Origin of the sequence: Psychrobacter sp. PL19 (assembly GCF_017875835.1) — a bacterium.
Lineage (GTDB): Bacteria > Pseudomonadota > Gammaproteobacteria > Pseudomonadales > Moraxellaceae > Psychrobacter.
In genome coordinates, this window is sequence record NZ_JAGING010000001.1 from 3,052,710 (window position 1) to 3,066,753 (window position 14,044).

General features: G+C 43.1%; 13 protein-coding genes and 1 tRNA gene. 10 read left to right on the plus strand and 4 right to left on the minus strand.

Annotation, left to right across the window (positions count from 1 at the left end; all coding sequences use genetic code 11):
• Positions 1 to 16: 16 nt before the first annotated feature.
• The 4 genes from H4W00_RS12215 to H4W00_RS12230 all read right to left on the minus strand — a co-directional run bounded on the left by H4W00_RS12215 (position 17) and on the right by H4W00_RS12230 (position 3,698).
• Entirely contained in the window at positions 17 to 748 is a 732-nt protein-coding gene (locus H4W00_RS12215; RefSeq protein WP_209958629.1) for a Maf family protein, read from the minus strand.
• A gap of 146 nt (positions 749 to 894) precedes the next feature.
• On the minus strand, positions 895 to 1,380 hold the full coding sequence (mreD, locus tag H4W00_RS12220; RefSeq protein ID WP_209958632.1) for a rod shape-determining protein MreD: 486 nt from the start codon (positions 1,378 to 1,380) through the stop codon (positions 895 to 897).
• Between the two features lie 92 nt (positions 1,381 to 1,472).
• On the minus strand, positions 1,473 to 2,408 hold the full coding sequence (gene mreC, locus H4W00_RS12225) for a rod shape-determining protein MreC (protein WP_209958634.1): 936 nt from the start codon (positions 2,406 to 2,408) through the stop codon (positions 1,473 to 1,475).
• Between the two features lie 252 nt (positions 2,409 to 2,660).
• Positions 2,661 to 3,698, minus strand: a complete 1,038-nt coding sequence (locus H4W00_RS12230; protein WP_209959236.1) for a rod shape-determining protein — start codon at positions 3,696 to 3,698, stop codon at positions 2,661 to 2,663.
• A gap of 744 nt (positions 3,699 to 4,442) precedes the next feature.
• Here H4W00_RS12230 and gatC point away from each other — a divergent pair.
• The 10 genes from gatC (at position 4,443) to H4W00_RS12280 (ending at position 14,013) form a co-directional block, all read left to right on the plus strand.
• The gene (gene gatC, locus H4W00_RS12235; protein ID WP_209959238.1) at positions 4,443 to 4,757 is read left to right on the plus strand and encodes an Asp-tRNA(Asn)/Glu-tRNA(Gln) amidotransferase subunit GatC; all 315 of its coding nucleotides are present in this window, start codon (positions 4,443 to 4,445) and stop codon (positions 4,755 to 4,757) included.
• An 88-nt stretch (positions 4,758 to 4,845) separates the two neighbouring features.
• Positions 4,846 to 6,342, plus strand: coding sequence for an Asp-tRNA(Asn)/Glu-tRNA(Gln) amidotransferase subunit GatA (gatA, locus tag H4W00_RS12240; protein WP_209958637.1), 1,497 nt, complete (start codon positions 4,846 to 4,848; stop codon positions 6,340 to 6,342).
• A complete protein-coding gene (gene gatB / locus H4W00_RS12245) occupies positions 6,342 to 7,880 on the plus strand; it encodes an Asp-tRNA(Asn)/Glu-tRNA(Gln) amidotransferase subunit GatB (RefSeq protein WP_209958639.1) in 1,539 nt (512 codons plus the stop codon). Before gatA ends, gatB begins: the two co-directional genes overlap by 1 nt.
• Positions 7,881 to 7,991: 111 nt before the next feature.
• Positions 7,992 to 8,068 (plus strand) — tRNA-Pro (locus tag H4W00_RS12250).
• Between the two features lie 163 nt (positions 8,069 to 8,231).
• Entirely contained in the window at positions 8,232 to 9,473 is a 1,242-nt protein-coding gene (locus H4W00_RS12255; RefSeq protein ID WP_209959240.1) for a tyrosine-type recombinase/integrase, read from the plus strand.
• A gap of 728 nt (positions 9,474 to 10,201) precedes the next feature.
• Positions 10,202 to 10,501 carry a hypothetical protein gene (locus H4W00_RS12260; RefSeq protein WP_209958641.1) on the plus strand — a complete coding sequence of 100 codons (300 nt, stop codon included), beginning with the start codon at positions 10,202 to 10,204 and terminating at the stop codon, positions 10,499 to 10,501.
• A gap of 66 nt (positions 10,502 to 10,567) precedes the next feature.
• Positions 10,568 to 10,756 carry a hypothetical protein gene (locus H4W00_RS12265; protein ID WP_209958644.1) on the plus strand — a complete coding sequence of 63 codons (189 nt, stop codon included), beginning with the start codon at positions 10,568 to 10,570 and terminating at the stop codon, positions 10,754 to 10,756.
• A gap of 148 nt (positions 10,757 to 10,904) precedes the next feature.
• Entirely contained in the window at positions 10,905 to 11,234 is a 330-nt protein-coding gene (locus H4W00_RS12270; RefSeq protein ID WP_334684970.1) for a type II toxin-antitoxin system RelE/ParE family toxin, read from the plus strand.
• Complete coding sequence (locus H4W00_RS12275; protein ID WP_209958645.1) at positions 11,227 to 11,532, plus strand: addiction module antidote protein; 306 nt, start codon at positions 11,227 to 11,229, stop codon at positions 11,530 to 11,532. Before H4W00_RS12270 ends, H4W00_RS12275 begins: the two co-directional genes overlap by 8 nt.
• Positions 11,533 to 12,993: 1,461 nt before the next feature.
• Positions 12,994 to 14,013: a DUF1853 family protein gene (locus tag H4W00_RS12280; protein WP_209958647.1), complete on the plus strand. Its 1,020-nt coding sequence runs from the start codon at positions 12,994 to 12,996 to the stop codon at positions 14,011 to 14,013.
• Positions 14,014 to 14,044 lie beyond the last annotated feature (31 nt).

The window sequence follows — 14,044 nt, forward strand, 5'->3', positions numbered from 1 at the left end:
ACCCTATTGTTACTATCTAACTTATAACCACGGCACTCGCTTCTTTGATTAAGGCCAGTGTTTGCGCTAAAGGCAACCCGACCACATTGGTATAGCTACCATTGATCCGAGTGACCCATGCGGCGGCTAAGCCTTGGATGCCATAACCACCCGCTTTATCAGCAGGTTCACCGCTGTTCCAATAGTCTGTCATCATATCCACTGTTAATGGCACAAAGGTTACTTCAGTGCGCTCAATAATTTGCTGCTGCCATAGGGCTCTAAAGGTTTCTGCAACATGGCTATTAGTATCCCAGCTATTAATAAGATCAGTGGCATTCTGCCCCGCACTGTTATTAAAATCGTCAATTGGTGTTATTAGCGTCGCTTGTACGGCGGTCCATACTTGGTGAGTGTTATCAGACATTTCCTGCCACATACTGTAGGCATGATGGCGATCTATTGGTTTGGTCAATACCGTTCGGCCATCCGGTAAGACACCGATGGTATCGGCAGTTAGCATTATAAATGACTTATTAAACGAGGTAGAAAATGTAGATAATTCAGTGCTTTCACTTTTAGAACTGGTATTTAGCTGTTCGATAGCCGCTGCAGCTTTGCTGGCGACCATACGTTCGATATAATCTTTTGGTAGCTCGCCATAGAGAGGGGTTTCATCGGCGTCAACACTCATGATACTAAAATCCAGCTGTGCACTAGTGAGTAACTCGCGACGCCGCGGTGAACCAGAAGCCAAAATAATATCCATCGCTATTCTCTTGTATTGTTACGTTATATAGGGTTTGCGATGTCAGACGCTTTGACAGTTAGCCAGCTACTCAAAAAGTATAAAATAGCCCGTAATTTTTATTCAAGTAGTGCTTACAATAGGTATTGCAGTGGTTGCTGAACCATCTAATAAATAAATTTGCGTAAAATTAATAGCACCAAAGGCCAGCTAATAATGCTCATTATTAAGGATGCCCCTGACTGAGCTACCAATGTATTTTGGGTGATCAGCTGTAATATCCATAGGTTCAGCTGAAACACTAATAATCCTAGTGTTGCTATTAGCCATGCCGCAGAGGTGTCCAATTGCTTAATATAAGTGCTGCTTATTTTAGTTACCAACGCGACCACTACAGCGGCAAAGGCTTGATGCCCTAATCGCGTGTCCATTAGTAAGTCTGCAATAAGACCTATAGTAAAGGCGGTAAAGATACCAACATAACGCGGCTGAAACAGTAACCAAAAGATCAGCACCATAATCATCACCATCGGGCGCAGGGTGGCCATATTTGGACTTAATGGATAGACATTGAGTGATGAAGAAACCACGAAACTTAGGATAATTGCGAACAGCAACAAGCCAGTTGAGTGCTCAGAGTTGGAATGCACCATGAATGCTGACCTTAACGAGTATGTAGCGGCGACTGCTTTAACGTTTATTTAGCGATGAGTAGGATAAGCAGTAACGGATAAGGACTCAGTGGTTATCCTGCTGAGTGCAAGCGCGGCGCTATAGTGACAATATCAGTACTCGTTGTATCAGTGCTGGTCTTGTCGGTGGACATTAATGACGATAACTCACTATCCGCACTTACTGTCTTATCTTGTAAAATTAATACGTAAGAATTATCAACAAAATTAGCCGCTGGCGACACTTTGATCGTTCTAAAATTATCTGCTTGCGTGTCATTGATATAGGTAATGCGACCGACTCGATAACCTGCTGGAATACGCCCCCCAAGACCTGAGGAAATCAGCTCATCACCGACCCGCACATCTGAGGTTTTGAACACATAGTTAAGACGCAATGACGTCGGTATACCTTCACCAGTGACAATAGCACGTTGGCCCGTACGCTTAACAGTCACTGCAACCGACTGTTGCTCGTCAGTAATCAGCAATAAACGACTGGTATTAGGATAAACATTAATAATTTGTCCCAAAATACCATCTTCATCAATGACTGTCTGCCCAACTTCTACCCCATCTTGTGCGCCTTTATTAAGCACGACGATTTGCTTGAGCAGACTGGTATCGGTACCGATAACTTGGGCCAAATTGAGCTCAAATTGTTCAGGCTTAGTGGTTGATAAAATACCTTGCAAGCGCGCGTTTTGAGCCAAAATATAATCTTGCTGCTGTAGCTTGGCTTGCGCGTGAATCACTTGCGACTTTAATCGTACATTTTCGCGGCGCAGCGTTTCTTTTGATTGCATGCTATCACTTGCCCAATGTTGAGCATAACTCGGTAATAAAGACAGCTCATAAATAGGCTGCATAGCGGCATGGCTAATATTGCGAACCGGTTGGAACCATTCTGGATTTTTGCTGTCAAACCACATCAGTATCAAGGCTATTATTAATACAATAGCAGTCTTACGAAGTGAGAGCGGCTGGCGTACAAAAATACTTGGAGTCATAAGGAGTCTAATTTAGCAGTTCTAATTTAGCAGTTCTAATTTGATCAGAACACAGTACTGGCTACAAAAAAGTTAACTGTCGGCGACCATATACTGTGTCTCAATGCGCCTTATTATTACCATTTTTTGATACTATAACAGGCAGCTCTATTGGCTTTGGCTGCCTGTGGCTCTGGTGTTAAATAAGCCAAGTCAAGTTAACCAGCATTACCCATTTAGAAATATACTATCTAGAGTGTTTATCTAGAATACTTATACAAAAATCATATTCAGGCTTTTATTATTAATAAAATCAAGCGCAATACCGCCGCCACGACTGACACAAGTTAGTGGGTCTTCAGCGACAGTCACTGGCAAACCAGTCTCTTTTGAGATCAGCTTGTCTAGGTCACGCAGTAACGCACCACCACCAGTTAAGACAATGCCACGTTCAGCAATATCCGACGACAGTTCAGGTGGCGTTTGTTCAAGAGCTACTTTTATCGCACTAATGATACCGCTTAAGGGATCGCTCAGCGCTTTTTGAATTTCTTCAGAATTGACCGTGAAGGTCTTAGGAACCCCTTCTGCCATGCTACGACCACGAACTTCCACTTCTAGCGAGTTATCTTCATTAAGCGCTGAGCCTACCTCTTGTTTGATACGCTCAGCAGTGGTTTCACCAATCACACAACCGTGAGTACGACGTACATGAGTGATGATGGCTTCATCAAATATATCGCCACCGATACGAATTGATTCTGCATAAACACAGCCTGACAATGCGATTACAGCAATCTCAGTGGTACCGCCACCGATATCGACGACCATAGAGCCACTGGCTTCATGGACCGGCATGCCGGCACCAATCGCCGCTGCCATCGGTTCTTCTAGTAAGAGAACTTTGCTAGCACCTGCTGATGACACTGCCTCACGAATGGCTTTACGCTCAACTAAGGTTGACTTGCATGGCACACAGACCACCACATTAGGCTGGGCCATGAAGCGCTTAGCCTTCACTTTTCCAATAAAATGCTTGAGCATCTTTTGTGTTACTTCAAAGTCAGCGATCACCCCGTCTTTTAGTGGACGAATGGCCGTAATGTTGGCAGGAGTACGCCCAAGCATTTGCTTGGCATCAATACCAACCGCCGCTACCGTAGGGTTTTGCGTGCGATTACTGCGTAGGGCGACCACTGTTGGCTCGTTGAGCACCACACCTTTATTAGGAATAAAGATTAGGGTGTTAGCAGTACCGAGGTCGATTGCGATATTATTTGATAAAAATCCAAACAGGTTCATGACTAATATATCCAGCGTCTTACAAATGAGGCGAATGAGGTGACTGAGGGGCTACTCGTCAGTGTCGAGTAGGTCGTCGTTGAGTATTGACTGTAGCGAAAACTTATCGTCGCAACCCGTCAGAACTAAAAAAACAATGAAACAATGAAATCGGCCTAAATTATACCGATTTAGCTCAAAAAAAACATAGATATTTACATTAGTAAGCAAGGATTTTAATCTTAAGTGATAGAATTTGTTACGACGTTTGAAACGACAGCAAGTGCGGTTTTAACAAACAAATAACAAGGCTTCACATTCGTACAGGATTTTTGCTTAGCGTTTCTCGGTCACTGTAACGTATTTCATGGCTTAATAGGTAAACGATTAATAATAAATCAACAACTATACCGTCATTATAGCAAACTCACCTATCTTAACTGAGATTGGGCAGCAATCAAGCCGCATGCTCTGTAAACTTGGTTCAGATGCTTTATAATGTGTCACTGATTATGATAAAAACACTGATAAAAAGTACTCATTGTTATTTTAGCGCCTACTAAAAGTAAAAGCACTGCCTCAATAGCAATAGCGCTTATCAAGTAGGCCGCAATAATGATCCCTACTCTCAATAAAACAAGCTCAGTACCTTATTAATAATACAAGCTCAAAACCCTAATTATATTTACCATTAAATCTATAAGCGTATTGAGGACTATTAACAGGCGCTTATTTTAACAAACACTGTCCTTCCCTGGAGAAACAATGTCAAATATGTCCGAGCAACCGTCAACGACTGACAGTAGCGTCAGCCGCCACGAAATCCTAGAAGTTGCCAGCCTAGCGCGGTTGGGTATTGACGAAAATACAGCTGACAGCTACGCCAATGATATCAGCAAGATTTTAAACTTAATGAATACCTTAGCAGCCGTAGATACCACAGATTTAACCCCGTTGGCTAATATTCATGAAGCCTGCCAAGACTTGCGTGCGGATGTTGCCAAGCATGATATCAATCGTGAACGCAATCAATCGGTCGCGCCAGCCGTTGAGCAAGGCTTATACCTAGTACCGCAAGTTATTGAATAGCTTTTCGCTTAAAAACTTCGACTGACCAACTGATTTTATTTAGCTTTATTTTATTTTATGCAGTTAACATTTTGACGGACGACCCCTTATGTCTGAACTTCATCTATTAAGTACCCAGCAGCTGATTACGGGCTTACAAGACCAACAATTTAGTAGCCTTGAGCTGACCGAACACTATATCAAGCGTATTGACGCTTTAGATAGCAAGATTAATAGCTTTATTACCCATACTTCTGAGACCGCGCGTGCACAAGCGCAGGCAGCAGATGAGATGCGTGCGCAAGGCGATAAGCGTCCACTACTTGGCGTGCCGATGGCGCATAAAGATATCTTTTGTACCCAAGGCGTACTGACCACCTGCGGCTCTAAAATGCTGCATAATTTTGTCTCACCTTATGACGCGACTATTGTGACCAATATTGCTAGGGCCGGCATGATTAGTCTCGGCAAGCTCAATATGGATGAGTTCGCGATGGGCTCAGACAATAGCAGCTCTTATTATGGCACAGTGCAGAATCCATGGAATCTTGAGCGCGTGCCTGGCGGCTCATCCGGTGGTAGCGCATCAGCAGTAGCAGCAGGATTTATTCCAGTTGCGACCGCTAGTGATACTGGTGGCTCTATTCGTCAGCCCGCTTCGTTTTGTGGTTTGACCGGTATTAAGCCTACTTATGGCCGAGTCTCGCGTTTTGGTATGATTGCCTATGCCTCAAGTCTGGATCAAGCCGGCAGCCTAGGTCGTAGCGCCAAAGATTGCGCTTATCTATTACAGCCTATGGTCGGCCATGACCCACGCGATGCCACTTGTATTAAATACGACATCCCCGACTACGTGCAAGATATCAACGATGCCGAAGCGCAAGCAGGCGATAAGCCATTCGCAGGTCTGCGTATCGGAATTGCCAAAGAGTATTTCGGTAAGGGACTAAATGCCGAAGTCGATAAGGTGGTGCGCGCGGCATTACATAAGTATGAGGAACTTGGTGCGACGATTGTCGAAGTGAATATCACTGACCCTGAAATCACCCTGGCGACTTACTATATGCTAGCACCCGCCGAAGCCTCTTCAAACTTATCGCGCTTCGATGGCGTGCGTTTTGGTTATCGCTGTGAAAATCCAAAGGACTTAATCGACTTATACACGCGCTCACGCTCTGAAGGCTTTGGCCCTGAAGTACAACGCCGGATCTTGATGGGGACTTATGCTCTATCAGCCGGTTATTTTGATGCTTACTATATTAAAGCTCAAAAAGTACGCCGCTTAATCATCAAAGACTTCGATGACGCTTTTGCCAACTGTGATGTGATTGCCAGCCCAACGGCACCAACCGCCGCTTATAAACTTAGCGACAACTTAGATCCCGCCACCATGTATCTGGGCGACGTTTATACCATTGGGGTTAACTTAGCCGGTTTGCCTGCGCTCAGCCAACCAGTTGGCCTGACCTCTGAAGGGTTGCCTGTTGGTCTCCAGTTGATCGGACAGCATTGGCAAGAGAGCCAACTGCTGACTACCGCGCATCTGTTCCAGCAGCATACCGATCATCATTTACAACACTCTGCCATCGCTAAGGAGACGGTATAATGAATACAGCAACTGATAACAGCACCGTCCATGAAAATACTGTACGCCCTGAGGCTTTGCGTTCAGAGCTATTGGTCGATGGCTATGAAGTGGTCATTGGCATTGAGGTTCACTGTCAGCTCAATACCGACAGTAAGATCTTTTCAAGCGCGCCAATCGACTTCGGCCATGAGCCCAATACCCAAGCCAGCATCGTGGATTTAGGTCTGCCTGGTGTCTTACCTGTCCTCAATAGTGGCGTAGTAGAACGCGCGCTAAAATTTGGGATGGGCGTTGATGCTGAACTTGGACTATTCAATACCTTTGACCGTAAAAACTACTTTTACCCTGACTTACCAAAAGGCTATCAAATCACCCAAATGGCCAACCCTATCGTTGGTCGTGGCCATATTGATGTGGTAGTTAATGAAGGTGATAACAACGAATACCCTAAACGTATGGGCATCACACGCGCTCACTTAGAAGAAGATGCGGGCAAGTCTGTCCACGATGCGGTCGATGGTATGACCGGCGTGGACCTCAACCGCGCTGGCACGCCGCTGATTGAGATTGTCTCAGAGCCTGATATGCGCTCAGCTCATGAAGCACTTGCTTATATCAAAGCCATTCATCAGCTGGTCACCTGGCTGGGTATCTCTGATGCCATCATGGCGGAAGGTTCGTTCCGTTGTGACTGTAACGTCTCCATACGCAAACCTGGTACGCCACTGGGTACTCGTACTGAGCTCAAAAACCTAAACTCATTCCGCAATATCGAACGCGCTATCAACCGTGAAATCGAACGTCAGATTGATATTATCGAGGAAGGTGGTAAAGTCGTACAAGCGACGATGCTTTATGATCCAGAGCAAGACGAGACCCGCGCCATGCGTAGCAAGGAAGAAGCCAACGACTATCGTTACTTCCCTGACCCTGACTTGCTACCAGTGCGTATTGAGCAACATACCGTTGATACCATTAGAGCAACAATGCCTGAACTACCAGTGGCACGCCGTGCGCGCTTAGAGATCGAGCTTGAGCTATCTGAATATGACGCGCGTATCTTGACTGGTAGCCGTCAGCTGGCTGATTATTTTGAAGCTGTGGTTAGCGAAGTCGGTCAGCAACACGCCAAGATTGCTGCTAACTGGGTCATGGGTGACTTGTTGGGTGCGCTGAATAAAGACGATAAAGACATTACAACCTCTCCTATTAGCGCTAAGCAATTAGCCGGTATGCTCAAACGACTCTTTGATGACACACTATCAGGTAAGCTGGCTAAAAAAGCTTTTAGCGCGTTATATGAGCGCGAATTTGGTGATGCCGAGGATGCCGCGGATCAAATCATCGAAGCCAAGGGTCTCAAACAAGAAACTGATACCGGCGCTATTAAAGCTATCGTTGAAGATGTGATTGCCAACAATGAAGCTATGGTTGAAGAGTATCGTGGTGGTAAGGAAAAAGCCTTTAACGGTCTGGTCGGGCAAGTGATGAAAGCCAGCCGCGGTAGTGCCAACCCACAACAGGTGAATCAAATCCTAAAAGAGTTATTGGGTTAAGGTTAATTAGTAGTAAACTGGACTGATTGTTGTCAGTAAAATCTATTTGCAGATTCGAGAAATAATTAACTCTTGCAATATGCAAGATTTTGCGTAGAATAGTCAGGCATTCGGGGCGTAGCGCAGTCTGGTAGCGCACTACACTGGGGGTGTAGGGGTCGCAGGTTCAAATCCTGCCGTTCCGACCAAACATAGATATAGGGTAGACCGTCATTGACTGTCTGCCCTTTATTTTGGGCGTTTTTTGGGTTTTCACTGCCTTATAGGTGTATGGCGTTCTATATAGAATGTTGGTATTATTGTTGGTATTGAGCAGTACCAACATGGACAATACCAACAAAGGATAGACCCATACCCCTAACCCATACAGGTATCAACAAGCTAACTCCTAGCCCCACCTCTATTGATACAAAACGACCTGATAAACATAGCGATGGTAACGGGCTGCAATTATGGGTGCGTTATACGGGCGTTAAGTCATGGATCAGCGCCTACCGCTGGCAAGGCAAACAGCAAACCCTCACTATTGGCACTTATCCAGTAATGAGCTTACAAAATGCACGCCAGCGCAATATTGAAATCAAAAGATTAATAGCTGATGGTGTGAATCCCAAAGACGATAAAAAACGCCAACAAGCTGACAATGACGGATCACGGGCGTTCAATACCATAGCCCAGCGCTGGCATGATGACCGCAAGTCACATATAGCCCCTACTACCTATAGCCGTGATTACTCACAGTACCAACGCGATATTAAGCCGTTCATTGGTAACATGAATATAGAGGACATAACCGCTCCTGATGTTTTGGCTATCGGTAAAGCTATCGAAGCGAGGGGCGCTAGTGATATGGCAAGGCGTGCAATACGTCAAGTAGGGCAGATATTCAAACAAGCCATACGTGAGGGCTTAATCAATACCAACCCAGCCAACGACTTAACCGAAGCGCTAAAACCGCATAAGGTAAAGCACCATAGTCGTATCACTAGCCAGCAATTACCAAAGCTACTACAAGACATTAACGCCTATGATGGTGATGTACTGATAAAGCTAGGCTTATGGTTTTTGTGCTACACGTTTGTGAGAACGCAAGAACTACGCTTTATGGAGTGGGCAGAAATAGACTATCAAGCTAAAGTATGGCGCATACCAGCCGACAAGATGAAAATGGATAGACCGCATCTAGTACCGTTAGTACCGCAAACAATGGCACTCTTAGAGCAAATCAAACAACTAGGCTTTTCGGACAAGTATGTTTTCTTTAATACCTCAACCCGTAAACCATACAGCATGAACGCATTTATCACTGCCCTATGGCGCATGGGCTATAAAGGGCGTATGACTGGTCACGGCTTTCGTGGACTTGCCAGCACTACCCTACACGAACAAGAATTTATGCACGAAGCCATAGAGCTACAGCTGGCACATGAAAAAGAGAACAAGATCAGCAAGGCATACAACGGGGCGCAGCATTTACCCTACAGAACCAAGATGATGAACGAATGGGCAAACTTCATTGATGATGCTTACGCTGGCAAGTTGGATAACGTCATACACGGTAACTTTAAGCAACAAGCACAAAAGCTAAGTTAGGGCTTAGCTATAACAACTATGCCTGGCTAGGACTAATTACCCAAAAGCCAGCCGTTCACACACCCTTATGCTGTCACTGCCTTGCACCTACTTTGATTTAAGGGTGTAGGGGTGTGAATTGTGGGATTACTAGATGCAGCAATAGAGAAAGCGAACTGCTATATATCACCAAAAGACTTCTTATGTTTTATGTCGTATAAGCTAGGAGAGCCAATTAAAGAGATCATATCTTTTTTGCTGCATAACAATTTTGATGAGCTAGTAAACGAATATTACATAGATCAACATTACCGCATTTACTCATACAACGATATTGATTGTAAGTATAAAACCAGTACGCTATTTCATGAGATCGCAAAAGATGGCTTTCTCGACTATATGATGTTTTGTAATTTTTTTATGATGATTGCCTAAAAGATGATGATGCAGATTTAGATTTAGATTTTTACGAGCCTATTGAAATAGACTTTTATTATAGTTTAGAAGAACTGCAGAAAATTGGCTTTTTAAAGAAGCTCAACTTGCCTTTAGAGAAAGGTAGGACGCTAGATTATAGCGTGACTGGCGATGATATGGTGACAGCTAAAGAGCCTAAGGACGGGATAAGATCATTTAAACTAATAGACACTAATGTCGTAAGTGCGGCGGAAAGAGCCAAACAAGAATAATCTATAATAGATGAGTATGGCTATGGATCACAAGCGCATAGTATCTATAAGACTCTTGAGATGGCAGCAAAAGGAGAGCCTGAAACAATAGTGCAAGGCGAACTAGAAACAAGCAATCAACTTATCAACGACCTTAAAGAGCAGGTAGTGCAGCTTATTGCTGATAATGACAATCTCGATAAACGACTAGAAAGCCTAGCAGATACGCCAGCCGATGACTTAAAAACAGTGCCACACCAAGCATACAAGACTGTAGATAGAGTAATGTATGCAATGGCTCAACTTACTAAAGTGGATAATTCAAAACCATACAGCCAAAATAATCCATCTTTAAACGCTAGTATTACTACCTTACTATAGAACCTCTATTAAGCCCTACCCCATAATATAGCAACCATGAGCCGTTACACACCGTAGCGGTATGTCATGGAGCTACAAACTACGCAAAATACACCAGTGATCCCTTTTACTGGTGACACCTCGCACAACACCGAACCAACCACTGCAAACAATCCATCTATGCAACTGCCTACTACTGGCATGGGCAGAGCTAAAGATGTTCTGCCCTTACATGACAAGGCTTATGGCAACTTTAGCAGGTTTTTAGAGGTATAAAACTATATTGGTAAGCGTTCATCGTCTGCCTTTTTTATGCCTAGAGTTTTGTATAGATCAAAGGTAAACAAAATAGCGAACACAATCACAACTTGTTATCTATTATCCAAAAGTTTACAATCAAGCATAAGTATTCTAATAATTTGCCATGATGATTGACATTAACCAAACCGAACAATTTAGTCGCTGGCTGCATAAGCTGAAAGATCCACTAGGTAAAGTTGGTGTATTAGCACGTATTAAGCGAGCGCAAGGTGGTAATTTTGGTGACCATAAGCTTCTGCCAGACACAGGCGGTATCTATGAGATGCGTATATTCAAAGGTAACGGTTACCGTGTCTATTATGCCCAGCAAGGAGATACCCTCTATCTATTGTTGATAGGAGGCAGTAAAGACAGCCAACCAAACGATATTACTAAGGCTTGCACACTATGGCAGCAAGTCACGGATCAAGAAAAGGAGCTTCCTAATGACTGATATTAAAACTAGCCAATTTGATGTGGCGGAATACCTGACAGATGAAACTCTCATCAATGCTTATTTAAACGAAATATTAACTGATGGTATGCCTAGCGAGTTTATCCAAGCTTTAAACGATGTGGCAAAAGCAAAAGGAATGAACGAGCTGGCACAAAAGACAGGTATAAGACGCGAAAGCCTTTATAAGACGTTGAGATCAGAAAAGCCGCGTTTTGATACCATGCTAAAGATTATTGACGGCATGGGCTTACAAATCACTTTGACCCCTAAAGCAGAACCTTGCTTAGACGCTTAGACGTTGAACAGTATTCAATTATTATTTTAAGAGGTAGGCGTTTATCGTCTGCCTTTTTTTATAGTAGTCCGAAAAACCCACCAATCAGCCCTTTTTATAGTGTCCAAAAACACTAGGATTTCCCTAAGGTTTATTGATCCACAATGTTTACTTTGATATGAGGTGCAACATGTTGACCAATGTTGACGTTCAAATCAGTTTACAGGCAGTAAAAAAGTATAGTCATAAAATGAAATTACCTTTACCCAGCGATACGGATCACAAAAAATGGATAGAGGGGACGATAGCGCAAAGCATCGCTATCATTAGCCTATAGCGTTACAACGCCATTACAACGCCATTTAAGCAGTATAAAGCTTACCACCGCAAGCGTAGAACCTCACAAAACCTCGCTTTTATTTCAATATTAGCAACACTCACTACGCAAGATTGCTCCATCAAATCATCTACAATCATCTACCTTAGATTGCCTCAACAACCCCATAAAACCCCATATCAAGAACCATACAAAACCGTACATTTTGCCCACCGATGATAAGCCCAAGAACTTAACTAAACTTAACATTTACAGCGACACCGCCAACGGTCAAAACCTTATAAAACCTTACATTGAAAACCTGTCAAAACCATACACTCAAACTCCGATAATGCTGACATTAAGTAGCTCATAACCTCATCATTACACTATTAGCAAACCCAGTAGCTACAAAGGCTTATCTAGTTTATAGACAAGTATCGCGCGCACACGCGAGGTAAGCACCAATTACAGGGTTTTTTTACACTATAAAAAGGCTATTCACAATAATAATTAGAGTCCATAAAAAGAGGTGATTTATATAATACTTGCACACTATAAAAAAGGATTTTTTGGAGTCCATAAAAAGGGGTAGTTATTACACATGCTAAGCGCGGCTAAAATTGAGTTGTTGGACACGTTAGGGTGGGTTTATGGAACAGTACGCGCACGGGTGCAATTCATGCTAATGATGGATAGTTTCTTTCAGGTACAAGGTAGTTTTGTGACAAGTCACCCCCTATTCAGAATTTGACCTCATGCAAGAAAGTTGCAAGCTAAAAATAGTGTTGTTTAGTTAGTATTCTTATAAACGAATATATAGAATGAACCTAAGAGTAAATAGCTCTATGACAATACTGAATAATACCGAACTCTCAAATAGTACAATCAATTACAAAATAATATCCAATGAGCTGCAAACAGCCGAAAAATAGTATTATCAAAAATGATTGTTGGTATTATTGTTGGTATCGTCAATATATAAAAATATAAAACCTATACTTTCAACAACTACCTGACACCGCTATAGAAAGAAAAACGATACTTTAACAAAAACCTCTTATCAGCTGTCCTAAATTAGTTGGCCACTACATACCTACTATAGCTAGACTTTTACTAGACGAGCCGTTAGGGTAAATCCTCTACAACTCACTTTGGTTCATCCTATGCTCGAGCCTACCTCTCAGCCCTCTCCTACTCTCAAAAACAGTACACCGTGGGAAGAATATCAACGACCTTATGTGCGTGACTTAGCATATGCCCTTGCCTGCCCAAACGTATTGACTGAGTGGTTAGATTTTGCGCCACATCAAACTAATCCGACGATTGCGGTGCATAGCCCTAACTTTTGGCGAGCACAATATGCCGCCTATCACGAACGTTTGAATGAGCTTGACACTACTAATGCCTATCAAGAGCTAACCCGCTATTTGCTAATAAGGCCCAGCCCCAATCGTTTGGGTTTTCATTTTGAAGGGCTATTATTGTTTTGGTTGGAAGATGGTTTTGCGCGTAAGTTGCATCATTATGAAATGCTAGCGAGTAACGTCCAGTTATTCTGCGGTAAACAAACCATTGGTGAGCTAGATTTGGTTTTATACAATCATCAAGAGAAGATAACCGAGCACTGGGAGTTAGCGATTAAGTTTTTTATGGGTTCAGCACCATTTACGCCCGTCAATTGGGTCGGTATCAATTCCAATGATAACTTGCAGCGTAAGATGACCCATATGCAAACCAAACAGTTTCGTACCGTATCGGTAGACACCAACAATCATGGCCAAGTCAAAATTGATCAGCGCTATGCCGTTATAAAGGGCCGATTTTTTTTGCCGATTGCCATAACTGATTTCAGTTACCCTGAGTGGCTTGAGCCTAGCTTACCCATAGACCGCTGGTTGGCGACGCCTAATAATCAAAGCTCCGATGCTAGGTCAGAGACTTCTAATCAAAATAAAAGCCAAATTAAAGATTTAACTAATAACCTTGAAGCAGCGATAACTCCTTTTTCGAACCTCACAGATATACGCCGAGCTCATTATATTGAATGGTTTACTCAGCGAAGTTTTTATAATAAACATAGAAATACCACTCAGGTGTTGTCTAGTTTAACGACCTTGCCACAAGGGCTGTACTTTATTCAAAGGTCTAATCAAGAACCCTATGAGCCCTTAGTTGTCCTATAGTCAATGAAAAGTAATATCGATACATAACCTA